The 25016-nt window shown below is 62.0% G+C and carries 18 protein-coding genes; 6 read left to right on the top strand and 12 right to left on the bottom strand.

The features are described 5' to 3' along the window. Positions 1–137: 137 nt before the first annotated feature. Together QJT78_RS12555 and QJT78_RS12550 are read left to right on the top strand one after the other, a co-directional pair. Positions 138–1874: an ATP-binding cassette domain-containing protein gene (locus QJT78_RS12555; protein WP_049807444.1), complete on the top strand. Its 1737-nt coding sequence runs from the start codon at positions 138–140 to the stop codon at positions 1872–1874. Continuing rightward, positions 1871–3343, top strand: coding sequence for an HlyD family type I secretion periplasmic adaptor subunit (locus QJT78_RS12550; protein WP_028150786.1), 1473 nt, complete (start codon positions 1871–1873; stop codon positions 3341–3343). Before QJT78_RS12555 ends, QJT78_RS12550 begins: the two co-directional genes overlap by 4 nt. Positions 3344–3398: 55 nt before the next feature. Here the strand turns inward: QJT78_RS12550 and QJT78_RS12545 are convergent, their stop codons facing one another. The 4 genes from QJT78_RS12545 to QJT78_RS12530 all read right to left on the bottom strand — a co-directional run bounded on the left by QJT78_RS12545 (position 3399) and on the right by QJT78_RS12530 (position 8048). Next, the gene (locus tag QJT78_RS12545) at positions 3399–4250 is read right to left on the bottom strand and encodes a response regulator transcription factor (RefSeq protein WP_028150785.1); all 852 of its coding nucleotides are present in this window, start codon (positions 4248–4250) and stop codon (positions 3399–3401) included. A 143-nt stretch (positions 4251–4393) separates the two neighbouring features. Continuing rightward, entirely contained in the window at positions 4394–4969 is a 576-nt protein-coding gene (locus QJT78_RS12540) for a hypothetical protein (protein ID WP_240537495.1), read from the bottom strand. Positions 4970–5263: 294 nt separating this feature from the next. Beyond that, positions 5264–5824: a hypothetical protein gene (locus tag QJT78_RS12535; RefSeq protein ID WP_028150783.1), complete on the bottom strand. Its 561-nt coding sequence runs from the start codon at positions 5822–5824 to the stop codon at positions 5264–5266. Positions 5825–6254: 430 nt separating this feature from the next. Continuing rightward, entirely contained in the window at positions 6255–8048 is a 1794-nt protein-coding gene (locus tag QJT78_RS12530; protein ID WP_212481024.1) for a caspase family protein, read from the bottom strand. A gap of 211 nt (positions 8049–8259) precedes the next feature. On the opposite strand from QJT78_RS12530, the gene QJT78_RS12525 reads away from it, so the two are divergent. The 3 genes from QJT78_RS12525 (at position 8260) to QJT78_RS12515 (ending at position 12540) form a co-directional block, all read left to right on the top strand. Then, on the top strand, positions 8260–9030 hold the full coding sequence (locus QJT78_RS12525) for an isoprenylcysteine carboxylmethyltransferase family protein (RefSeq protein WP_028150782.1): 771 nt from the start codon (positions 8260–8262) through the stop codon (positions 9028–9030). 385 nt (positions 9031–9415) lie between these two features. After that, positions 9416–11293 (top strand): caspase family protein, encoded by a 1878-nt coding sequence (locus QJT78_RS12520; protein ID WP_028150781.1) that lies wholly within the window; start codon positions 9416–9418, stop codon positions 11291–11293. A gap of 140 nt (positions 11294–11433) precedes the next feature. Next, a complete protein-coding gene (locus QJT78_RS12515; RefSeq protein WP_281460242.1) occupies positions 11434–12540 on the top strand; it encodes a hypothetical protein in 1107 nt (368 codons plus the stop codon). Here the strand turns inward: QJT78_RS12515 and QJT78_RS12510 are convergent. From QJT78_RS12510 to QJT78_RS12495, 4 genes are all read right to left on the bottom strand, one after another. Next, positions 12439–12981 (bottom strand): DUF4384 domain-containing protein, encoded by a 543-nt coding sequence (locus QJT78_RS12510; protein WP_244433262.1) that lies wholly within the window; start codon positions 12979–12981, stop codon positions 12439–12441. The two genes, QJT78_RS12515 and QJT78_RS12510, sit on opposite strands and share 102 nt — an antisense overlap. Positions 12982–13104: 123 nt before the next feature. Next, complete coding sequence (locus QJT78_RS12505) at positions 13105–14877, bottom strand: caspase family protein (RefSeq protein WP_049807447.1); 1773 nt, start codon at positions 14875–14877, stop codon at positions 13105–13107. Positions 14878–14934: 57 nt separating this feature from the next. Beyond that, positions 14935–16659, bottom strand: a complete 1725-nt coding sequence (locus QJT78_RS12500; RefSeq protein ID WP_028150777.1) for a hypothetical protein — start codon at positions 16657–16659, stop codon at positions 14935–14937. A 76-nt stretch (positions 16660–16735) separates the two neighbouring features. Then, positions 16736–17188, bottom strand: coding sequence for a hypothetical protein (locus QJT78_RS12495; RefSeq protein ID WP_281460241.1), 453 nt, complete (start codon positions 17186–17188; stop codon positions 16736–16738). On the opposite strand from QJT78_RS12495, the gene QJT78_RS12490 reads away from it, so the two are divergent. Beyond that, positions 17187–18170: a DUF4424 domain-containing protein gene (locus tag QJT78_RS12490; protein WP_028150775.1), complete on the top strand. Its 984-nt coding sequence runs from the start codon at positions 17187–17189 to the stop codon at positions 18168–18170. The genes QJT78_RS12495 and QJT78_RS12490 overlap by 2 nt on opposite strands. Positions 18171–18179: 9 nt before the next feature. Here the strand turns inward: QJT78_RS12490 and QJT78_RS12485 are convergent, their stop codons facing one another. Genes QJT78_RS12485 through tssM form a run of 4 tightly spaced genes read right to left on the bottom strand, consistent with a single transcriptional unit; the run spans position 18180 to position 25002 of the window. After that, complete coding sequence (locus QJT78_RS12485; protein WP_038942266.1) at positions 18180–19988, bottom strand: serine/threonine-protein kinase; 1809 nt, start codon at positions 19986–19988, stop codon at positions 18180–18182. Beyond that, on the bottom strand, positions 19985–20761 hold the full coding sequence (locus QJT78_RS12480; RefSeq protein ID WP_014493500.1) for a protein phosphatase 2C domain-containing protein: 777 nt from the start codon (positions 20759–20761) through the stop codon (positions 19985–19987). The genes QJT78_RS12485 and QJT78_RS12480 overlap by 4 nt, the downstream gene beginning before the upstream one ends. Positions 20762–20767: 6 nt before the next feature. Then, the gene (gene tagF / locus QJT78_RS12475) at positions 20768–21469 is read right to left on the bottom strand and encodes a type VI secretion system-associated protein TagF (RefSeq protein ID WP_028150773.1); all 702 of its coding nucleotides are present in this window, start codon (positions 21467–21469) and stop codon (positions 20768–20770) included. Further along, positions 21466–25002, bottom strand: coding sequence for a type VI secretion system membrane subunit TssM (gene tssM / locus QJT78_RS12470; protein ID WP_028150772.1), 3537 nt, complete (start codon positions 25000–25002; stop codon positions 21466–21468). Before tssM ends, tagF begins: the two co-directional genes overlap by 4 nt. Positions 25003–25016 lie beyond the last annotated feature (14 nt).

The raw sequence follows: 25016 nt of genomic DNA, 5'->3' as shown, positions 1-25016 counted from the left end.
CCGCTCGTCCGACTGGCGGGACCGGCGGCCGCGGCCGCCGGTCCTGGATTTCACGCCAATGATCTAACGATGCCGTTGCCGGATTGCGTTGGCCATCGGTCAAGTGCGCCGGACCTCGATTTCAGGCGGTGACGATCATGCTGATGCCGCCCATTCGATTGCCTATCCTGCCGCAGATCGGGACGCCACTGCACGCGGCCCTCCGGTCCTGCGCGGGACCGCTCGGTCTCGTATTCGCGTATAGCTGCAGCTACAACCTGCTTCTGTTTGCGCCCTCCATCTATCTTCTTCAGATCTACGACCGGGTGTTGTCGAGCCGGAGCGGCGACACGTTGCTCCTGCTCACGCTCATTGTCGCGATCACGGTGGTCGTCGGCGGCGTGTTCGATGCATTGCGGCGCGCCGTCCTTGGACGCCTTGGCGCCTGGCTCGACGATCGCCTTCGTCCTTGCGTGCTTTCGGTCGGCCTCGAATCGGCGCTTCGCAGCGATTGGACGCAAGCGTCGGGCGCGTATCGGGATCTCACCGTGCTGCGCCAGTTCGTCGAGTCCGGCGCATGTCCGATGCTGTTCGACGCGCTCTGGGCGCCCTTGTTCCTCCTTGTCCTCTTTCTGATCCATCCCCTGCTTGGCGTGGTGGGCGCCTGCTGCGTCGCCTTCCTGTTCGCGCTCACGGTTGCCGGTGAGCTGGTGACGGAAGACGTTCTGCTCAGATCCGGCGCCGCGCTGTCCAGAAGCTGCGGCCGCCTCCAGACTGCAGCGAGCAACATCCACATGATCCGCGCCATGGGAATGCTCGATAGCGCTGCGCGCATGATCCACCGTGACGCGCAGCACGCCCGCAGAGAGCACGATGTGGCGCTCCGGCGAGGCGAGATCGTGTCACTGGCCGCCAAGCCGGTTCGCGCGCTGTCGCAGGTCCTGATCATGGGGGCTGCCGCATGGCTCGTCCTCGATCACGGGAAGAGTCCGGCAATCATCTTTGCTGCCACGCTGATGTTTGGCCGGGCGCTCGCGCCGGTCGAAAGCGCGGTCGCAGGCTGGAAATCACTCGTGACGGCCATGAGCGCCTGTCAGCGGCTCGGCGCACTTCTCGCCACATTCCCCGTCACCCGGCAGCAGAACGCGGAGGTTTCTCCGCCGCAGGCGCGAAGCGGCCTCGTCGTCGACAATGTTGACGTGAGGCTTGCGGGGACCAACCGTCTTCTCCTGAACGGTGTCTCGTTCAGCCTCATGCCCGGAGAATGCCTTGGCATCATCGGTCCGTCCGGGTCAGGCAAGTCCTTGCTCGGCCAGGTGATCGCCGGGCTGTCGATGCCAACGCATGGCCATGTCCTCCTCGACAATACCGACGTCTCGCTGCTTCGCGAGGGCCGAAGCGGCGACCGCCTCGGATATCTCCCCCAGGACATCAACCTGCTCGGCGACACGATCAACGACATCATCGCACGCCTTGAAGATGCCGACCGGCGGAAGGTCATCGAAGCGGCCAAGCTCGTCGGTATCCATGGGGCGATCATGGGCCTGCCGCTGGGTTACGACACGGTGGTTCAGAGTGAAGCAACCTTCTCGCGCGGGTATCGGCAGCGCCTCGGTCTTGCCCGCGCCTTTTTCGGCAATCCGCGCCTCGTCGTTCTCGACGAACCCAACGCCAGCCTCGACTACGGGGGCGAGCGAATGCTCCTGGATGCCATCGAGCGCATGAAGCTCGCAGGCGTCATCCTTGTCGTCGTCACCCACCGGATGGGTCTCCTCGCCGCCACGGACAAGATTGCCATCATGGAGGGCGGTGCGGTCGCCGCGTTCGGCGACAGCGAGGACATCTTTGAACGGCACCTGAGCCGACCCCAGGTTACTTCGCAGATTGCGCCATGATCTGGAACTCTCTCACCATCTGGAAGCTTCCCGCCGTCTCGAGACTTCCCATGGTCTGGGACCAGCTCATGCGAGCGCCGGCGAGCCCCCTGCCCGCCCGGCGATCTGGCGTCGTGGTGACCGCAATCGACGATTTCGAGCCTCTGGAATTTCCATGGTGTTCGACGCCGACGCCGACCTCTCCGCGCGGAAGGCTTCGCGGTATCACCGTCGCGGGCAATCTGCTGGTGCTCTGCTTCATGCTGGGGCTTGGGACATGGGCGAGCCTCGCGCCGCTCGAGAGCGCCGCGATCGCGTCCGGTGTTGTGGAATCGGAATCGAGCCGCAAGACGATCCAGCATCTGGAAGGCGGTATCATCAGGAAGATCCTGGTTTCGGATGGCGATCTCGTGCGCAGCGGCCAAACGCTGATCGAGCTGGACGACACCCGGGCCGGCTCGGAGATGCAAAGCCTCCAAGGCCAATTCTGGGATGCCGCTGCTCGTGCCGCACGGCTTCAAGCCGAGCAGCAGAGATTCGAGAGGATCGCAATCCCGGACGCGCTGGAACAGGACAGCAGGCAGAGCGAGGTGGCGGCCGCCGCGGTGTCGGCGCAGCAATTCATTTTCCAGGCACGCCTCCAGGTTCACGAGTCGCAGCTTGCGGTCATTCGCGAACGAAGGCGTCAGGTCGAGAAGGAGATCGAAGGTCTCAAGGCTCAGGAAACCGCCACCGGGCAACGGGTCGACATCGTTCGGGAGGAACTGGATATGGTCGCGACCCTCGTCAACAAGGGACTCGAACGGCGGCCGCGGCTTCTGAACCTGCAGCGGGAGCTGGCCGACGTTGAGGGCCGCCGCGGCGAGATCGCCGCGCAGATTGCCCGCGCCGGGCAGGTCATCAGTGAACAGCAGGCCACCTTGTTCAAGCTCGAGAGCGAGAGGCAGAACGAGATCGCACAGTCGCTTCGTGAAGCACAGAACCAGATATTCCAGCTCCGCGAGCGGTTGCTTGCGGCCAGGGATCAGCTATCGCGAACGGAGATCAAGGCGCCCGAGGACGGCGTGATAACCGATCTGCGGATTCATACGGCCGGCGGCGTCATCGGAGCGGGCGCTCCGCTCATGGACCTGGTGCCCCGGCAAGACCGTCTCATCGTGACCGCGCGCCTGAGGCCCGAGGACATCGATGTGGTTCATCCCGGCCTCAATGCCGAGGTTCAACTCGTACCGTACAATCAGCGTCGCGTACCTCGCCTGAAGGGAACCGTCGTGCACGTATCCGCAGACCGGCTGCTCGACAAGCGCACCGACCAGCCATACTACGCGACCAGGATCCGGATCGACGACGGGCAGATCGTCGCGAACGACATCCAGATCGTCCCCGGCATGCCGGTTCAGGTGTTCATCACGACGGGACGCGGCACCGTGGCGCTCTACGCGCTCAGGCCCCTGCTCGACAGCTTCCGTGGTGCATTCAGAGAGGACTGAATCGCGGTGAGATCGGGATGAATCTTCATCGCGCTTTCCGGGTCCGGATCATGCTTCAGGTCTCCGGCATGAGAGCCGCGCCGGGGTCGTGATCGCGACTCGGCGCGGGCAACCGGCCGCGCCAGCGGAGCACGGCTTCCGTGCGATTGTGCGCGGCACATTTTCTCATGATATGCTGAATGTGCATTTTGACCGTGCTTTCCGAGAGGCCCAATTTGGCGGCGATCAGCTTGTTGGGCAGGCCGAGCTCCAGTTCCGCCAGAACCTGTTGCTCACGAGGCGTGAGATCGGTCACGCTCCTGTCGATAGCCACTCTGGCTCCCTCGTTCATCAGATATGCGGGCGCGAGCCCGCGCGCATCCGGCGGCTCGAAATCCGGTATCCTGTTCATCCCGGCCACGGGCAACGGCCTGTAGGCGCCGCCGACAAGAACAAGGCGCAGGCCAGCTATGGCGATCTCGATCGGTAGCGAGGTGGAAAGAAAGCCGCGCACGCCCCGCTGCATCGCGGCCTGCACGGCCGGCTCGTCGTCATGGTTTGACAGGACCACAGTGGCGGCGTTGGGACAACACTCCGCAACGAAGGCAAGATCGTCCTCAACCGAGGGATCGCCGATGGGCTTGTCCGCGATACTCAGCAGCACCAGACGAACATCGCGGGCTGACGTGCAGTCCAGGCCGTGGACCGTTGCCATGTCAAGGATCTCAAGCTCGTCCAACTCCCGCCTGAGGACGTGCAGAATGCATGTCCGAGGCAACAGGAGCGGCTCGATGATCACCAGAACCGGCAAGTGAAGCGATTCATTGAGCCGTTTTGAAGTGTTGGTTATGTCGTGCATGATGTCCTCGAGATGAAAAGAACTTCCGCGATATTCCCATTCCGTATTGCGTCTCCCCTGCTGCTGCATTCATCCTGAATGCATCATCACGAGAGCGGCGCAGTGCCGCATTAGTGCCGTATCCACTGCGGGATCACTTGGCACCTGGGAGGAAATTCTTTCCGCTCAAATCATCTGGGCGTCTACCGCGCGGTGGCGCAGTCGACGCATCCCTAATTGCAGATATTTCGATACGCCGTTGACGCCGCCGACCCTGACTTGCCGTCGACGACATATGCTTCATCCTCCTTCACGAGATACAGAAACGGCCTCTCGCCAGTCTCGCCGCCTGACGCGCTTCTTCCTTTCACGCGGCCGCAAATCGTATCGACGGGGCGTCCAAACATGTTCTTTCGCATTGCGCGCTTCACGTCGCTGAGTTCGACCGTTTCCGGCCGCCCCATCTGCGTCGCAATCGCAACCTTCGCCTTGTCCAGAGCGGGCTCCGACATTTCCGCGGGCCGTTCGGATGCCGGGACGCTTATCCCGGTCTGTGGGGACGCCGCTTTGGCAAGGTCGGTCGATCCGCGTTTCTTCGGAGATGGCTTTTTGCCGGACCTTGCCGGCGTTGCAGAATTCGATTTGACAGCCGCAGGCTCTTGCGCCAACGCCGTCGGCATTGGCTGCGCGGGTTGGGCGACAGCGAAACAGGGTCGTGACGCGCACCCGAGGAAATACCCTCGGGAAGGCGCGAACCAGCCAAAGCCGATCAGGACTCCCGCCAGCACTCCGACAAAAAGCAGTCCCATCCGATTCCCCTCCTTGGGAGCTCGGCTCGCATTCGTAACTAGGACTAATTCCGCGCTGGTGATCTATCTGTTGCGCAAAAGCATTAAGCGCCCATTAAGCGCGCGCCGTTGTCAGGCCGATGCCTGGATGGGCGGATTAGATCGGGCTCCGGACCCGTGCCGAATGGCCGCGCCGATTGCCACAATGTAGTCGTTTTTCTGAATTCGGCGGAGATCGCCACGCGAGGAGGACGTTCCCTCGCTTCGGACGCGCGATCTGCAGGACGACGGCAACTTCGGCGGTCGGCCGACGACTTATCCGCCAAATCGCTTGACCAGCTTTGAGCCCTTGGCTGCATCGATCTGCTGGCCAGTCAAGTCGGAGCCGGCGCTCAATCCTTTCGTCATGAGGTTCTTGACGCGTTGCGCCGCCTGCTTCTCATTGGAATAGTCGATCTCGACGTGATCGAGGCTCATCAGATGGCCAAGCTCGTGAGCCCAGGCGCGTCCGTTGGCGTGGTCATTGCCATACCACTGGACGAAGCTTGCCGGCTCGGGTTCGCTATTGGGGTATGAGCTTCCGCCGGCGGATAGATTTTCAATCGAATTGACGAGGTAGATGTGGATGGCATTGTCCGGATCGTGCCGAGAGGCAAGAACACCCAGCAATCGCTGATCATTGCTGCGCGCGCTCTTTGCCATGTCGAGCGGCTTCTCCATCAAGCAATCGCTGATCACGAACGCGATCTTGGCCTTTGACCAGATCGTATTGACCACATCGAGCGCCTTCTTTGCCGTGTCGCTGCTCCATTGCCCGGGCTCAACGACCCCCCTGTCGGCAAATGGCGTGATGTAGATCCTCAGCGGAATGGGCATCAGCTTCTCCGAAGTCCGAAATTACGATCGTATCTCCCTGCGCCGTCTTTCGAAGATGGTCACAGCCGGAAAGACGCTGTCCGGTCCTCAGCTACGGCAACAGCTGCCGGCCAGAGGGCAATCACATATGCGCACTTCGCGTTCCTATGCGCTTTCGCGGCAGCAATCGCGTGAGCGGTTTGTTTGGCCCTTGTTACCCACAACGGCGACTAACGAGCCACGTTTCATCCACCTCGTCGACTGAACGTGAATCGGGTCTGACGAGCATGTCACCCTGGTGCGCGGGTCGGCCAATCCACCTGGAAAATGTGTCGCGAAGACCCGGAAGTCTCCGCAAGGAAAGACTAGGGCCGGGCTTACGTTCAGAATGGCCGATGCAGACTCGAACGGCATGCTTAAACACGGCGCTACACGATATCGGCTGAAATCTTCAGGGCAGGAAGAACATGAATGGCATTCCGCCGCCTTCCGGCTTGTTGCTTGCGCTGGCCTCGGGTCTTGCGGGTCTTGCAGGAGCAGCCTCCCTCTCCCTTCGTTCAAGTCTCGCGGACGGGGCCTGACGGACCTTGCGCTTCTCGCATTCATCGTCGCCATTCAGAAAGTAGCCCGCAGCGCAGGTAATCTTGACACAGCGATCGCCGTCGCGCTTGAGGCCGGATCCGCAAATCAAAGGACAAACCCGCGCCGGCTTGAGCTTGATCGCATCGAGCGCATCGGCGCTCGCGGTCTTGGTATCGAACTTGGTGCCGGCGCTTTGATTGAACAGCTCAAGCGAGCGCCGCGACGCCGCATCCCACTCCCCACTGGCCGATCCCGTGAGGCAGCCGACCCGGCGCAATTCTGTTTGCACCGATTTTGCCAGCTCGGCCGGCGAAGGTGGCGGCACGGGAGCCTGTGGATTGGGGAGCGCGGCCACTTTTGTGTCCGTGTTTGCCTTCGCCTCTTGCGGCTGCCCTGTTGCTGATGGTGCAGCGTTCTTCGCGGCAGCTGCCGTTTCAGCCGCGACACGCCTTTGTTCGGCTTGAGCAGCCTGATGCTGCGCGGTTTCCTTGGCGGCCTCGGCGACGGCCCGAGCTTCCTGCGCTGCCTTCAGATCCGACGCAGCCTTGGCAAGTTGCATCTGTTGTGCGCCCTCGTTGAGGAGCCGCGCCTGCTCCTGCTCGGCCTGACGCGCCTTTTCGGCCGCAGCAACACGCTTCTCCTCCGCATCGATTTTGGCGAGCTGAAGCTTTGCGAGACTTGCGTAGTAACCATCCGGATACTGGACGATGAAGAAGTTCAGTGCATCCTTGTTGCCAACCTGCAACGCGAGCTCGTAGTCGCGCCGTATTTCGGATCGCAGCGTTGGCGATGGGGCAGCTTCCTTCGCGGCCTCCTTCGCGGCCTCCTTGGCTGGTTCTCCGGCTGGTTCCCTGGTTGGCCCCTTGGCTGTTTCCTTGGCGGGCACCAGCGGCACGTCGTCGCCGCCAAGCGTGCCGTAAACATAGGGCTCCTGCCGATTGCCCGTCGCTTTCATGACGTCGTCGCGAACGAAACCGAACACTCTGCGCAGATCCAGACCCGGAGTCCCGATATATTTGACCAATGCGGCAGCGTAGGGACTGTTCTTGCTGTTGCCGTCCGACGCTGTCGAGCCAGCCTTGGCGGCGAAGGCAACCAGAGTATTCGCCGTCGCCGGCTCAATTCGGGCGAGGCCCCGGCTGATTGACCGCGAGCCGACCGTCCGTTTCATCTTTTCGGAGAAAGGATTGTTGCGGCAAGCGTCGAGGATCACAAGTCGCAGCTGCCTTGCCGGTTCAATAGCCAGCATGACGCGATCGAGCGAAAACGCCTCATCGTACACATCCGTATCGCGCTCGAGGGTGGCGTCGACCGGGATCAGGTAGTTCGTACCTTCGATCTCCATACCATGACCGGCGTAGTAGATGACGGCCACATCCGCGTCGCGAGCCTGATCGGCAAAATCGCGCAGCGTTCGCCGCATCTCAATCGCCTGAAGATCCCGGCGGGTTTGCACAACGTCAAAACCTGCGTTCGTTAGTGTCGCCTCGACAATCGCAGCGTCATTGACGGGATTCGAAAGTGGCGCCGCGTTTTTGTAGGCAGAATTGCCAATGACAAGTGCGACGCGATTCCCCGCCCATGCCGGCTGACAGAAGAAGAGCAGCAGCACAGGAAGAACGAACAAGATTCGGCGCAAATTCACGAATCCGTGCAAACCCATGGCAGTACTACTGTTTAATTATGCGCTTTCTCATTCGTGTCGCCACGACGGGTTCGGTTCAATGACAACTCGACGATCCGGAAGGTCCGCGGAATGTGGAACCGCACGGGACCGGCTGGTGTGGCCGCGCTCGGAGATGGGGCCGGCCAATTGACCTCTCCAGAGGCCTGGCGTTTAGTGAGGTGGATTTTGAGCGAGCGAGATCACTGCTGTGACTGACGCGAAGGTCGGCCAGGAGGGGACAGCCAGGAACCGGATCGCCGGCGGCGTCAATCCCTGGCTGGACTGGACCTCCAGGGTGGCCATCGTGATCGTCTATGGCGGGTCTGCTCTCATTGGCGCCGCCAGCATCCATCGCCTTCCGTTGGGCAGCGTGGATAACTTGCTGATGATCGCAGCCAGTATTGCCAACGTCCTGTTCCTTGGACTCGTTGCACTGACAACCATGACCCGGCTGGTCCCGACAATGAAGTCGAAGGGCGTTGAGATGCGGGTCTCGGCCCTGCTGGGCGCATTTCCGACCGCCGCACTTGCTTTTCTTCCGAAGGCTGAGCTCGGCCCGATCTGGTCGGCTCTGTCCACGACGTTGATCCTGGTGGGGATCTCGCTTTCTATCGTGGTACTCCGCTGGTTGGGTAAATCCTTCAGCATTCTACCGGAGGCGAGGCGCCTTGTGACGGAAGGGCCTTATCGAGTCGTCCGGCATCCCCTCTACCTATGTGAGGGGATTGCGTTAGTCGGCGTCACACTTCAGGTCCTTTCACCACTTGCCGTGCTTATCGCCATCTTGGTTGCGATGATTCAGTGCCGACGAATGATCAACGAAGAGCGGATTCTAAGACTGGCCTTCCCTGAATATGACGTCTATGCCGCGGCAACGCCTTTTCTAATCCCTGCAGGTCTGATCCCCGCGAGACCCGGGCGGCGAGCTCATCAGGCCGGGCCGGAGCTCTCGACCAAGGCGATTGATCCGCACGCCTGACACCGCGCTTCACGTCTCCTCGATGTGCGGCTCAGCGGAACTCGAGTTTGAAACCACGCCAGAGGCCTTGTGCCGCGCGGCCACGAGCAGCCCCAAAAAAAATAACCGTTTTATATCAATATCTTATATTGCGATCACGCCCTCAGCAAAGCACTGGCGGGCGCCTATCATCCACATGAATCGGCGCACAACGCCCGGCGCAATATCTTCCATGCCTTTTGAACGCGTCCGCATTTCGCAACAACACATAGGAATGGATCGGGCTCGAGATTGGTACTGTATGCAGATAGGCAGCCGCCAATAGCGTACGAATTCAAAAGTTATTTCCTTATGCGGCCATCTTCGCGACGTCACCATTCTACGGGCATAGGTTTGGGTGTTCGCCATGAGAGTGTACAGGCACCTTCGAGTTTTGCTTCTTCTCGCCGCTTCGCTGTTCCTGGCCTGTCAGCCAGCCTGGGCGACAAAGCGCGTGGCTTTGGTGGTCGGCAATTCCAACTATCAAAACGCCCCTCTGCTCCCAAACCCGGCCAACGATGCTGCGGCTATCACCGCAACCTTGAAGGGAGCGGGTTTCGATGTGGTTGACTCAAGACTTAACCTCGCCGCGACCGATATGCGGCGGGCCTTGAGAGAATTCGCCGATCAGGCCCGCAATGCCGACATAGCCCTGGTGTACTATGCTGGCCACGGTATCGAGATCGACGGGACAAACTATCTGATCCCAACCGACGCCAGACTCGAACGTGACACGGACATCTACGACGAAGCATTCTCGCTCGACCGCGTCCTGCTGGCGATTGAGCCTGCGAGGCAACTACGCGTGGTAATCGTCGACGCGTGCCGCAACAATCCGTTTGCCGATTCGATGAAACGTACAGTTGCCTCGCGATCGATCAGCCGCGGGCTGGCTAGGGTCGAGCCCACCGTCTCCAACACGCTGATCGCGTTTGCCGCGAAAGCGGGACTAACCGCACTCGATGGCAACAGCCAGAATAGTCCGTACGCGACGGCTCTCGTGAAGTACATCGCAAAGCCGGGGCTCGACTTGCGAAGGGCCTTCGGCTTCGTCCGCGACGATGTCTTGCAAGCCACGGGCAACCGACAGGAGCCCTATGTCTACGGCTCGCTCGGCGGCGAAGACGTTGCGCTTGTTCCGGCTACCAAGGCTGAGGAGCCGGTACAGGCGGCCAACCCCCAGTCGGAAATTCGACGTGATTACGAATTGGCCTTGCAGCTCCGCAACAAGCCTGCTCTGAACGCGTTCCTGACCCAACATCCTGACGGATACTACTCAAACCTCGCCAAGCTGCAGCTCAATCAGCTCGATGCCGAGGACGCACGCGTCGCGGCCACGGCGAAAGCGCAGGAGGCCGAGCAGCAGCGAGCTCGCCTGATGTCCCAGGGCGCCCAGCGTGCCGACCAGGAGAAAGCGGCCGCGGATCTGAAGGCTGCGGAAGAGGCCCGGATTGCGGCCGAGAAGACGAAGCAAGCGGCGCAGGAGCAGGCCGCCGAGGCGGAACGGAAACGTATTGCGTCCGAATCTACAATCGTCGCTGCACTCTCCGGGAACAAGCCGGCTGCTGAGAGTACCGTCGCGGATAACCCTGCGGCCGCTGCGCCCGCTGAGGACAGCAAGACGCCCAAGCTTGCCGCGCTGAGCGACGAGCCGCGCCCGACCGATATCGCAAAGGCCGATATCGCCAAATCCGTAGATATCACCAAGTCCTTGCAAGGCGAATTGAGCCGCGTCGGCTGCTTCACCGGCGCCGTCAATGGCCAATGGAATGCGGCCTCACAGCGCTCGTTGGCTCTCTTCAACCAGCACGCGGGAACCAAATTCGACGCCAAGCTCGCAAGTCTCGACGCGCTTGACGCAATCAAGCTCAAGCCATCCCGGGTCTGTCCCCTGATCTGTGATCATGGCTACAAGGTTGACGGTGACCAGTGCAGCAAGATCACCTGTGCCGAGGGTTCGTTCCTCAACGACGACAATGAATGCGAGAAGCGACGCGGGAAGAAACCGGTGGCAAAGCGCAACACGGACGAGCGTCCGTCACGTGCGGATCGTTCGGCGCGCGAGAGGCCGGCGCCGGCAGCCGACGTTCCGCGGCGACAAGCAACTGCGAGGTCCGGCGGCGGCGGTGGTCAGGTCGTTTGCGATCAATCTCTGTGCCGTCAGGTTAGAAGCGGCTGCCACCTCGAATACCGTGGCGGCGGCGGCCCCGGGGGCAACGTGGGTAATGTCGAGTCCTGCAACTAGCAACGCGCAAGGCTGCCACGGCGTCATGGAAGGCCAGGAGGCCGCGCGGATCTTGGTGTCGAGAAGGTGTGACGGGCGGCAGAGCTTAACACTGGGTCATCCAGGTCCGTGCCTGGATTGGCCGAAGCGGAGCGACCTGCGTGGTTGCGTGTGAGCTTGAGCAAAAGGACGCCAACGCCTTTCCCGGGGTGACGCTCTTCACGAAGCGGCAGGCCCCCGGCATGAAGCCGACGGCGGTTTATCTTCCGCCCAAGCACCCAACATCTGCCACCAAGTTCGATGTCGTGATCTGGCTTCACGGCTTCTATGTCAAAAACCATGAATTCCTCTTCCACAGCGATCCAGCGCGGCTGCGTGAACAGGTCCGGGATTCCGGCAAGGACGTAGTGCTCATCGCGCCGTTCCTAGGCTACGAATATGCCGTTGGCGACACCTTTGCCGGAAACTACAGCGTGTCTGACCTGGCAACCGCGAACTGGGGCGAACGCTATATCGAGGAGATCCTTGGAGCTCTTGCCAGGTTCCTGGGTCTCTCCTCGACGTCGATTCCTCAGCTCCAGATCGGCAAGCTCATCATCGCATGCCACTCCGGCGGCGGTAACGGCATGCGCAATCTCGTCGGGAGCCTTGGAAAGTATCAGGGCAAGCTGACGGCCTGTTGGGGATTTGACTGCCTCTACGGTGCCAATGCGCGGCCCGATGATGCGACCTTCTGGTATCAATGGCTGTCCGGACAGAGCGGCCGGGCGCTCGAGATCGTGTATGGTCCATCAACTCTGCCGCAATCGGTGAAGCTGGACCTGATCGGGCGTGGGTTGGCGACGGCCGATGGCAATCAAACTCAGCCTCAGCGCCCTGCCCTCAAGAACCTCCGCGTAAGCTTGGGTCATTACGATCTATTCCCGGCATTTGGCCAGATGGTCAGGGTCAACGATCTTGACCCGGCTTTCGTGGATCGCTTCATGATCCCGCAGGTCGCGGACCAGCCGCGGCATAAGCCAGCGCCGCAGCGCGGGGAATTCCTCCAGCACGCAATTTCCAACGTTCGCAGCGCTTTTCCCTTTCCAAAGGACATTCATTACATGATCGCCCGGGGGTGGCTTCTTCAGCCGACTGAGCAAGCTATGACCCAAGCTTCACAGGACTCACTTGATGGAATAAGATTTGACGTCGAACGACCAGTTGTTCGTCACCAGCTTTCCGCTGCTGTTGTCCGGCACGCGCAGCTCGCTGGTCCAGGCCGATAGATAGCTCAACGCGTCGGCCTGACCTTCCAGCTTGCGGGGCATGTCCGGCAAATCGAGCAATTGCACGCGTCGCTCGCTGAGGATGGCGATCATCACTGCGGACCCCGCCGGCGGTGCGACGACATATTCAAAACCACGCTGTCGCGCCGCCGGGGCGGGAACAACAAATTCGACACCCGGCTTGACGAGATTGATGTCGCGTTCGTTCGACTGCGCCAATAGCTCAGGGGTCGGAAAGATCTGGGACATCCGTCCTTCCGCGTCGACGTCGACCAAAATGAGATATCCAGTCCTCCTGGCGGTGACGCCGAACGAGACCTTTCCGCCGACGTTGACGGTCTGGCTCGGCAGGATCTGAAGGGACACACTCGCGGCATTGGTCTGCCCGCGCACCGCTTGTACAGGCCAAAGCCACCGTGCGTACGTCGTGCCGACATGCAACGACGCCGTCGGCAATGGTGCTGCGGGCGCAGCCCCGCTACCCGCCAGTAGCAGCAGGAATACGAGCCATGGTCGCGCCTGGCGGATCGGCTGCGATGACGGCATGGCCTGCTCCCCTAAGAGTCAGGGGGCACTGAAGAAGCCGATCGAGGCGATTCGCGCGTCTGTGGGCAAGTAACGCTCGAGACTCTTGATCACTTGCCCCGAGGCGCGACGCCGGTTGAACTGCATCAGGGCTGTCTCAAGATCTACCATGCGTTGCTGCGAGGTCACCGCAACGATCTGTTCCGCACCGAACGGCTCGCCGACCCTAAGCGGTAGGCGCAAACTCGCCGATCGGGCCAGCGCCGCATCAGAACCCACCGGATACAACAACTGGATGGTGCCATCGCCAGACACATTGAACAGCAGCACCGCCCTTGACGCCACATCAGACAGATCAACTTCGACGGTCTGGCCAGCACGCTGTTGGCGATCGTCTGGCCAGATGCGCATGATCTGCGGCGACCGGGTCGCAATGCGTTTCAGTTCACGAATTGCCGCTGTCCGGTCGACGACAGTCGGCAGGTTTGCAACGTCGATCCCGTAGGCGACCACGTCGCCCCACGCGATCACATCGTGCGACACGGGATCCCAGATCAGGTCGGGATTGTCCGTCGGTTGAACCGCCTGCACGGGAACATCTTTTGGCTTCACGCTTGCAAAATAGCTCGTCTTGCCGTCGAGCGCCGCCAGCCGGATTGGCGTAGCGAGGCGGAGCGGCGCGTCGCCGGCCGGAAGTTCCTTGGTCGCCGCCGCGGCAAGGGTCGGAATGGTTGGTGCCTTGGCCGTGACAGCCGGCGGCGCGGGCGCCTGTCCCTCGATGGCCCCGGATCCGGCCGCACCAGAGGCCGCTCTCGCGGCCGGCCCCTGAATCAGCACGACACCGCGCGTCAATTCGAAGGCGACGTCGGTATCCGGCGTCTGAGGCGGCGATGATATGGTCACGATGTTCTGGCGCTGGTCCGAGAGCTGATAGACCACCTGCCGAACATTGCCGAAAAGCTCCTTGAGCGTCACCTTCCCATCGTGATTGATGTCCGCGCTCCCCTCCACCGCCCGCGCGACCGCATAGCTGAGAGCCCCGCGCAGGCCATCGATGCCAGGGATGCGGACTTCCGGCGCCTTGGTGTAGCGGTCCACCGCAGCCAGGAACGCCGTGTGGTCAAGATCGAGTTCTGACTTCGGATCGTTGCTGTCCGACACCGGCTTCAGTTCGTCGACCAGCAACGTGTAACGCGGGACCTGCCGGAAGCTCATCTCAGCGGCACGCGGATCGATATCGCGCACCATACCACCGCCGTGGCAGGTATCAGCCACGAAGATCACCCTCGCCCCGCGCAGCTCGAACTGCCGGATGAAATGGTTGAACTCACTGCCCAGAACACGTTCAACGGATCCGGTTGGCGTGGTTCCAAAGCCTGGCAGCAGGAACACGTTTTCCATTCCGTCCGGCTCCGAGCCCTTGACGCGCTCCGGCTCCTGGGTGCCATGACCGGCGATCGACAGAAAGATGAGGTCGTTGTTCTTGGTCCGCTCCACCAGTGCACTGATCTCGCGCAGGACGCTTGCCCTGTCGGCCTGGGCGTTCGTCAGTACGACGACGTCGCCAACCCCCATGCTTTTCAAGCTGGTCACGATGTCAGTGGCGTCGGCGACCGCGCCCTTCAATTTCCGCACGTGCTGATAGTCATCGATCCCGATCACGAGCGCGCGCACCGCCGCCCCGTCCGGATTGCTGATCGACAGTCCTCCTGCCGCATATGCGTGAGGGGTTATCAGTCCGATCAACGCAGCGAGCCCGATGGTGGCGCATAGCCGCCTGATCCCGCAATCAAATCCTCTGGGCATCCGCATCGTGATCCACCTCGACATCATGCCTACCCATTTTGTAGCTCTGGCGACACACCGGGTTCAGCGCCTTTTGCTTGCCGTTTTGCGGCCCGCCGGCGATTGTTCGGTTTCCTGATAGGCGCTCGCTGAAACTGCCGTCTGATCGTCCGCGAAGGCTCGAAAGCGGACCGGAACGTAGCCGCGCGAGAGCAGGCTTGCCAAAGGGTAGACGTTGCGACAGACGCGGCCGTTGCAGCCGCCGGTCGAGGATTCCATCACCTCGGCCTTGCGATCAGGCGTGAACCGCAGGAACAACATCACGTGCGACCCCGGCTTGTTCAGCGCATCGCCGGGCCTCAGGTCCCAGGGATTTGTCACGGGGGCAGCGATCGCGGGGATAGCGGCAGTCGTGTAGTGGACGGAGAGCCCCCACGCGGCGCTGACGAAGGCCGAACAATCGACGCCAGCCACATCCGGCCGTGGCGCATTGCGAGTGCACACATTGCCAGCCAGCGTTCCACTCTCGATCCGCTGCCGGAAGTTCGCGAGCGAACCGTGGCAGCCCCAGCAATAGGGTACGCCGCGGACCTCCTGGTTCACCTTTCCCTGCAGATACCAGGGCCGACGAACACGGCTGAAGCCGCTGCATTGGCTGTCGGGATCGTTGCCGTAATTAGCCTGCGTCAGCCTCCACTGGATGCCCTCGAACGCAAACGCTGTCTCGATCGCCTGCTGGCGGTTGGACGGTCTCACGGCGGCCGACGCGTCAAATTTGACGCCGGATTGCGGTGCCGGCGCGGCTGCCGTTCGCGACGGCCGCACGTCGATAATCGAAGCGTTGGTCAGAGGCCTGAAGCCCACGCCGACCACTTCAATACCGTTCGGTTTGGTCCGCAGGAAATAGACATCGCCATCGCCCGAAACCGTTACGAACCGCCGGGTCAGCGACGTGTTTTCCAAAGGAAGCTCATAGATTCCTTCGAGACGCCCGTTCGCGGCATAGCGTGCGACGAACGTAGAGGCATTCTTTCCCGATGGCGGAACGTCCTCGGCCAGCACGTAGAAGCGGTCACTGTTGTCAATCTCGAGAAACTCTACCGTGCCGAGCTGGTTGCGCACCCGCAGGCCGAGCTGGCCGATCGTCTCGTTGGTGACCATGGTCTGGATTTCGACCCGTACGCTGGCATGACCCTTGTCCGGAATGATGTCGGCGATCACCGAGCCCTTGCTTCGAGAAGCAACATATTGCCGGTCGGGCTGCCGCGTCGTCTTGATGATGGCCGCGCGGGTGTTCTGGTCGAGCAAGTCGGTCGCGCTGCCTGGCGCCTGTGATCCCATCTGGGCAAAAGCCGAGACGGCGACCTGGTCGTCCGCGCCCCGGCTCGAGACCTCTTCAAGCTGGATCACATCACCACCGAGGCCGCGCGTGGATTGCCCCGGCGCCGCCTTCAGCGTCCGTACGCCGCCGTCCCAAACCATGATGTCGTCATTGTGGACGACGAGATCCGTCGGCTGGACGTCTTTCGGCATGTTGAGAACGTCAGGATCTGAGCTCGGCTGTTTCGGATCAAATTGGAGGATGCGACCGTTGATCTGATCGAGCACAAACAGGTTGCCCTGCCCGTCGGCGCTGAGTGCTTGCGGTCCCGCGAGTTCCACGTCCTCGCTGGCCGGGACGATGCCGACCATGGCAGCAGCCGAACCGCCCGCAAAGCTGCGTACGACAGTATCGTCGGCGTACGCCTTGGTTCCAAGAATGCCAGCGCCGACGATGAAGACCCAGATCCAATGATTTGGACGAAGCATGTTCGCCTCAGTGTACCCCGAACCGATCGCCGCGTCGGATCGACTAATCCGAGATGCCGTTGATGCGGCGCGTCAATTAGTGGTGAGCAATCTCAATCACGTTCAATCTATCACTGGACGGTGATAGTCCGAATGTCTTCAGCTTGCGGTGCAAAACATGGCCCGGAATAGATTTGAGCAGGTGAGCGAAGTCCAGCCCGACGCGATCACGCTTGTCCTGAAACGCGACAATGACGGTATCTCCGGATCGATCGTGCTGCCGGCCGCCGCGAGCGGGGGACGGCTGACCACCGACCAGGTCAGCGCGCGGTTGCCGGCTCAGGATGCTTTTCGCGGCGCGATCCGGCTGGCAAACGACGTAAAGCTCGCGCTCGTAGTGTGCGAGTCTGGAAGTCCGAGTGGGGCGATCTTTATCAGCCGATCGATTGACCCGCATCGGATGGAACCAGCATATGCTGCGACGCCGCATCGAGACTAGCTTGCCGAACGGACTCTCCCCCCGGCCATCGTTCTGGATACGGGCCTTCATGGTCGCGCTGCTGGCTGCGACGGGCTGGCCGGCACGCGCCAACGACTCGGCTGCGGAATTGTCGATCGGCGGGCTCCAGTTCGTACGCACCAATGACGTGGCCATGGAGAGCGAGAACCTTCGTATCGCACTCGACAAGATTAGCGTTCGCTACCAATTCGCCAACGTCACCGCCAAGCCGGTCACGCTTACCGTTGCCTTTCCGCTGCCCGACATCGACCTGTCGGAGGCTGAGAACATCGCACTGCCGTCAAATGATCCGATCAACTTCGTCGACTTCGAGACCAAGGTCGATGGCAGCCCGGCGCCGCTGACCGTCGATCAGCGCGCCCTGGTCGGCAACAAGGATGTCAGTGCCCTGCTCCGCGAACTCAAGTTGCCGCTGCTGCCGATTGGTAGCCGCGAGATCCGGGTGAACGACCTGCCCGAGGCGACCCGGGCCCGGCTCGTGGACGACGGACTTCTGATACCTGCCGGAATGAGCGACAACGGTCGGCAGCAGTATGCGCCGGGTTGGGTTATCAAGACCTCGGCTGTGCGCCAGCAGGTGTTTCCGCCCATGCGCACCGTCTTGGTCGAACACCAGTACCGGCCGAGCGTCGGCTCCAGCCCCGACACCATCCTGCGCTCGAGCCTGCGCCGCAGCGGCGCCCTCGCTCAGGAAGTCGCGCGTTACCGGAAAGAGTACTGCGTCCAGGATACGTTCCTCGCCGAACTCGACAAGCGCGCGGGCAGTAACCAGACCAACAGCGCAAAGCTGCAGGAGCGGCGCATATCGTATGTGCTCAAGACCGGCGCGAATTGGGCCGGGCCGATCCGCTCATTCAAACTGACTATCGACCCAGGCGGCAGCGACCGTTTGGTGAGCTTCTGTCCTGGGCGGCTAAAGGCATCGTCTGCTACTGGAAACATGCTTGAATATACGGCAAGCGACTTCAAGCCGGACGCCGACCTGAAAATCCTGGTGATCGGAACATTCTGAGCGTGCCGGTCAATTGGTGAGCAGCACGTAGCGCGCGGCCGCGATGACGGTCACCTTGTTGCGCTGAGCCTCGCTTAGCGCCTGCAGAAAGAACGTGTCTGCAGCCATCGGTCGCGGCTGGCGCAATGAGTCCAGAACCTGCGGAACCGCCACGACCAACAGCAATTGCGGACCGCTCGCGCGCGCTGTCGGGAGCGTAAACGAAAGTGAGTCGATGCCCGGTTTCAGAAGGTAAGAGAGGCTCTGGACTTCGCCGCGATCCGACACCATGAGCAGCTCCACCACGCGGTTGGCAAAGTTCTCAATGGTCCCATTGAGGGTTTCACCGCCCTTCAGCTCTGTCGCTGACAGGGTGATGCGTGGCATTCGCGCCTGATCGCTCCCGACCTGACTCAAGAACTTGACGGCTGGGCATTGCGCTTGGGTCACTTGCCTGACGCCGACCGAAGCTTCGAAACCCTGCTCACGCCGAAACGCTTTGTCGAAGGTGTCGAATGGGGCGGTCGAGGCACCGAACCCTTCGATGACAGCCGCATTTGGGCTCACAGCAATCGGCAAGACAAAGAAGCAGTCACCGCCAGAATATTGGGCCACGTATTTGCGGATGCGCTCAGCTCGCCCCGGCCCATCGAGTGCCGGAGACGGCGTTGCCGTCGGCTGCGCGGACAACTTCTCTGTCTCCTGGCGTCCGGACTGTGGTCCAGCGGGCTCGACCTTCGGCGGCACGATTGTTCCAGCGAGTTTCGGAGGTGGCGGCAAGACCGCGGTGCCGGGCGCTGACCAGACCAGCTTGTAGAAGGCATATCCACCACCGCCGACCAGCAGCAACAATGCCGCCACGCCCGCCCCCAGCCAGAGGCCGCGCGCGCTCCGCGCGGTCGACGGCATCCTGTCCTGCGACGCCGGCACCGCGCTTTCCGACTGCCGTAGCGGATCGAAGCCATATAACGGCGCGGCCGGTGTCTGGGCCGAACCGGTTGGCGTCCAGCTGGCGACCTCCCCCATGGTCGGGCGCAATGCCGGATCAGGCTGCAGCATCCGCTCCAGCAAAGGCCGGATTCGCATATCAACCGCACCGAGATCGGGCACACGCCGGCGCTTCTCCACCAGTTGAAACTGGCTGCCGCCCATGTCGAGCTTCTGTCCGGTCAGCGCATGGAACAGCACAAGACCGAAGCTGTAGACATCGGATTTCGCAGTCACGTCATTGCCGTACAACCCAACCTGTTCCGGCGATGCGTAATTGTCCTTGCCGGCGAAGCCCGAGCCGATGATGGTCTTGTCACCCATCTGGGTCGACCGGGCGATGCCGAAGTCGATGATCTTGGCCCGCCTGACGTCGTCGAGCGGAACGATGATGTTGTCCGGAGAAACGTCACGATGGATGATGCCGTGCTCATGGGCGGCCTCCAGTCCCGATGCGACGCGCTGCATCAGCTTGATCAGCGCCTCGAAGGTCAACGGCCCATCATCGAGCATGTTCGAGAGCGAGCGGCCATTCACGAATTCCATCGCGAGATAAGGTCGCTGCAGCACCGGCTCCACGGTAAACAGGAAGTAGCGAACGATCGCGTCATGCGGAAGATTGTGGAGTGCCGCGGCCTCTCGACGGAACAGCGCGAGCGCCGCCTCGTTGTCAACCATGTCGGGCAGCAGCATTTTCACCGCAACAGGCGATCCAGTCTGGATCTCACGGCATTTGTAGACCTCACCCATGCCGCCCGCGCCGATCACCGCTTCGATCTCGTAAATGCCGTTGAGACGCGTGCCGGGCGGCACGCCGTGATAGGACGATCGGAACGGATCGTTCGGGGTCATGGTTGCGGCTCCCGATTGAGCGGAGATCTTGTCGCCTCCTGAGATCGTGGCGTCAGCAGTCGCACGATCACAATCGTCACGTTGTCAAGCCCGCCACGATCAAGAGCCAGCGCGAGCATGTCATCGCAAGCCGCCTGGGCGCGTCGCGTAGCCGCGTGCTGCAGGATCTCGTCGTCCTGCACGTGCCGGGTCAGGCCATCGCTGCAGATCACGAAGATATCCTCCGGCTCGGCCGGGCCTGTCACCACCTCAAATTCCGGATCATCGGCGACACCGACGGCACGAGTAATGGCATTACTCGGCCAATCATTCACGTCTTCGCGCGACAGTGCACCTTCGGCGATCAGTTCCTCCAGTTCGCTGTGATCATGCGACACTTGGCTAATTGCGCCACGACTGATCAGGTAGACCCGGCTGTCACCCGCCCATATGCAGGCATAGTAGCTATCGCGAACGAGCAGAACCGCCGCTGTAGTCCCGACGGTGGCACCCTGTCGTTCATGACTTAGCGCCAGTATCTGCTGGTTTGCGCTGAACAGCCGTTCCTCACATTCCGCCAGCAGGTCTGCGGCCGATTCTGGCGTGCCGATCGCGTCAAGCGACTGCACGACAATGCGACTGGCGAGATCGCCGGCCTCGTGACCACCCATACCGTCGGCGACCGCCCAAAGGCCAACGTCGGTTCGTACCAAACATGAATCCTCGTTCCGCTCCCGCACCCGTCCGGCATGGGTGACGCTACCAACATCGAACAAGGATGGAATATGTACCATCGCGTGTCATCCATTCCCGGATGCCGCGTGGCCGAGATCACCGGTCAGCAGCGTGATGTAGTGAAACGGATCTGGTAATCCGCGGCAACTCAGCGCCATTGGCGGAAAGCCTTCCCCTCCGGCGGTCCACCAGAAGCTAGCCGCGGCGTAGACCTCTGGGTTGGCGGCGCAAAGTGCCGCAAACGCCCCCGCGAAGGCGTCGACCGCCGAAGCCCTTCCCATTGCCGCAGTACCCAGCGACGTGATCGGCGGATCGCCGGCGATGGTCTCCTGCAGTCGTGGCACCGCAAGCCGATCCAATGCATCGGAGATCTGCTCGAAGGTTGCGGCCCGATCCAGGGTCGAAAGCATGAACGCTTCCACTTGCCCGAACCATTCGTCCTGCGGATCAATGCTCGGCGGCGGCAGCGAGACGGCCTCGCCGGTCACCGCATGCAGGGTCAAGGGATAGTATCGCCCCACCCCGTCGAGCGAGGGCATGATCGCACCCGCCACTGTCGTGCCGCAGATCGCGGCGCCGAGCCAAAACCGCCAGACCGGAGCGGTCAGAAAGGCCTGCTGCCATCCTGGGCCAAGCTGGTGGCGACTTGCTGACAGCGCGGCCTGTACCCACGGCTCCCAGGCTTCAAGGAAGCTGCGCGGGGTCGCGATCGCAATGAAATCGCGCTTGGCGCCGATCTTGCCGAATAGCCCGCAACGCATGGTCATATCCCGGTCGGGCAACGAAACTCGCGCAGCACTGACAGGTTCAGCGGGTTGCGCAACGACCCTGTCGAAATTTGATAGTTGAGCTCGCGCCCCGCGACGATGAAAGTCGCGCTGGCCGTTTCCGCTTTCACAACCAACGAGCCCGCCTCCAGCATCCGAAATAACGACCAGGGACCAATGCGCTCAAGCACGGATGGCGCGCCGGTGTCGTTACTAACTGAAATTGCCGTTCGCGGCGCTGGGCCCGGCCATAGGACGGTCGTTGGCGAGTTGCTCTGTGGCGGTGGCGGTGGCGTCGGTTGCGGACCGCCGAACAAGGACGACGTGGCCGGTCCGGGAATGGTTGGGCTCGCAATCGTGGTGCCGCCGATCTCGGTCTTAACGGTCACGCCTGGCCCCGGTGCCCCAGGAGGCCGGATCGCGAAAGAAACGGCGGGCACACCGCCGCCCGTCTGGAAGAACGCATCCCGGATATAGGCCGCATTCTGGAATTGTTTGAGCGTGTCGGGCGAGAACGACCGACCAACGGGGCTCTCCTTGCGCCAAGCCCAGTCCGACCGCGACGTGTCGGCATAAGGTGCCAGGTACTGGGTGAAGAACTTGTCCATAACGCCATTCGGACTGAACAATTTGGCAAAATCCGCCAGCGGGACTTCCTGGCCGCTGCTGCGGACAAACGGGTAGCGGTTGGTCACAGTCTGTTGGCAGACCGGCGTGACCTGATCGCGCAACGTTTGCAGGATTTGCCCGGCGGTTGAGGCCGCGATGCTGCCTTCGAACTCCGCGGCTGCTGCGCGCAGCATGTCAGAGAATGGCGGCGGCATGCGCGAGGCATTGTTGCGGAGCGCTGCGACCTGGGTCTGAAGCGCGGCCGTGGCCTGTGCTGTCAGTTGGGGATTCTCGATGATCAACGTCAGGTTCTGCGCGATGTCGTTCAGGTTCGCGACGGTCGAGTCGATCGGCCGGCGGGTGCTCTCGCCTTCGAGCGCCGCGTGGTAAGGTTTGAACTGTGCCTCGATCGTCGCGCCAGGCGGTCCATCCTGGGCATTAGTAAAGAGTGCCGGCGCCGGTGCGGCAGCTGGCGCCGAAGCGTTCGCCGGCTTCGCCCGTTCCTTGGTCAGCACCGTCTCGTCGCGCACCGATTCCAGAATTTGCCGCATCGGCGAGGTCGGCGCCGAAAGCGCCCGCAGCACCTCGTATTTCGGCTTGTCGGCGAGCAGCTTCTTCAGGCGCAGGCTCCCGAGCGCCGTTCGCCAGGTCGTCACGAAATCGTTGGAATAGATGTTGAGCAGATCGCCGGCCAGATTGTCGTACTGCTGGTCGATGGCCGACTGTTGGCCGGCATCACCCAAAACCCATCGCTCCCGCTTCATTCGCTCAGACAATCCGGACAGCCGGGCGACGAACTTCTGATGGAAGCCGTTATACGTGAAGAACTCAGGTACCCGCACGGCGTCCAAAGGCTGCCCCGTCGTGGTTTCGAACACGACCCCCATGTCGGGTCCGCCATGGCGGCTAGCGATCCAGTCGCCAGCGGTCGATGCGCGAGCCTCCGATTTCAGAAACTCGTAGGCACGTTGCGACACGCTCAGGCGCGCCAAGGAGCTCTGGGCCTGCTTGATCAACCGGCCGTCGAGTTCGACCAGCGGCTGCTGCTCGGTCTCGAGGTCGAACATTGCCACCAGATTCTCGTCGAGCAGACGCCGCCCTTCCGCGTTGGTGGCACCAGGATAGAGGTTGTCCGCCCAGTCGCGTTGCATCCAGGAGCGGATCAGCTCGCGGTCCGGCGACTGCAGGCCGCCGACCATCAGATAGACCTTGAGCGCCTCGTAGACGAAGGCAGGTTCGTTGATGCGCGCATTGAGCTGCTCCTCGAGGCGATACAGCAGGCGCGGCCGGAACATGCGCTCAAGCGCCGTATGATAGGCCGCCTTCGAGGGCGACAGCAGCCGGGCGTGCTGACTGAGCCCGTAGCGAGCCGACAGAGGCACCGACTCGCCGCGCGATCCGTAGCCTGCCGGGGCGTTGCGCAGCCGGTAGAGTAGCGGCAGCACCTTGTCGAGATCATGATCGGCAATCAGCGTCTGCTTGATAAGTGGTGCGCCGGCGGCCGCATACTCGCTATCTGCCTGCAGGCTTTGCTCGATCAAATCGGAGTTCCGCTTGTAGCTCATCAGCCAAGCTGCGATCAGTCCGATCGAGACCAGGCCGATCAATGACAGGGCCGCGGTTTTCAGGATCAGCGCGCGGCGCACCGCGGCACGGTCGGTCGAGACCCAGTCGGCCTCGCCGATGATGACCTTGGAAATCAGGTCGGCGAGGAAGAAGCTCTTGCCCGCGCCCGAATAGGATCCGGAACCGACCTCCTCAGCGCCGAACGTACGTGCCAGCGACCCGATCAATTGGTCGATCGGCGTGCCCTGCTGCGTACCCGAGGTGAAGTAGAAACCGCGCAGGTTCGCGTTCACGTGATAGCGCGTCGGCTCGAAGATCTGGTTGAGGAAGTCGTGGATCTGGGGCTTGAGCCGCGCCATCTGTGCCGGAAAGCCGAACAATTGCACGCGGTGCTGGGGCGTCGGCTCGTCCTGCAGACGGTCAAGCGTCTCCTCGCTCAGGCGCTCCAGCAGACGGTCGAACTCGACCGGGATCTGCCCCACCAGATTCTGGGTCTTGTCTGCGGTCTGGAACGTGGCACCCCAGACCTGGCGGCGGCCGGCCTCGCCGAGATAGGCGAAATACTCAGTGAAGCCGGCAACGAGATCGGCTTTGGTAAATAGCGCGTAGACCGGGAAGCTGACCTTGAGCCTCTGATGCAACTCGAGCAGGCGCATCCTGATGGCATCGGCGTGAAGTGCGAGTTCCTGCTTCGGCAGCGTCAGGATATCTTCGATACTGATGGCGACAAGGACGCCGTTGATCGGCTGGCGCGACCGGCTTTTCTTCAGGATGTCCAGGAACGCCAGCCAGCTGTCCTTGTCGGCCTTGCTGTTGGAGTCCTGGGTCGTGTAGCGGCCGGCGGTATCGATCAGCACCGCCTCCTCGGTAAACCACCAATCGCAGTAGCGCGTACCGCCGACCCCCGCGATCGCTGCGGGCGTCGCCCCGCGCGCGAGCGGAAATTTGAGCCCGGAATTGACCAGCGCCGTGGTTTTGCCGGCGCCGGGCGGACCGATGATGACGTACCACGGCAGATCGTAGAGATAGCCCGACTTGTTGCCGCTGGCGGTCTTCAGCGTCGCGAGCGCATCCTTCATGCGCTCCTTGAGCACCGGTTCATCGCTGACAGGCTGGTCCGCACCAGCGATGCCATCGGCAATCTCCTTGGCACCCTTGCGCCGCTTGAACAGATTGAGGCCAACGACGCCTGCCACGACCGTGGTGAGCAGCAGAATAGCGATCTGCCGGACGATGTGGTTCTCCAGCGGCCGCCAGTCGCCGAACGCGATGAAGGGACCAGCGAGATAGATCACCGCTCCGAGCGAGCTGAGCCCTACTCCGTAGAGAACGATGCGAAGAATGTCCTTGGCAAGCATCTAACCGTACCTGT

Origin of the sequence: Bradyrhizobium sp. Mp27 (assembly GCF_029953005.1) — a bacterium.
GTDB classification, from domain to species: Bacteria; Pseudomonadota; Alphaproteobacteria; order Rhizobiales; family Xanthobacteraceae; genus Bradyrhizobium; species Bradyrhizobium barranii.
The sequence above is the reverse complement of the archived record's forward strand: the minus strand, read 5'-3'. Positions and strand labels throughout refer to the sequence as shown.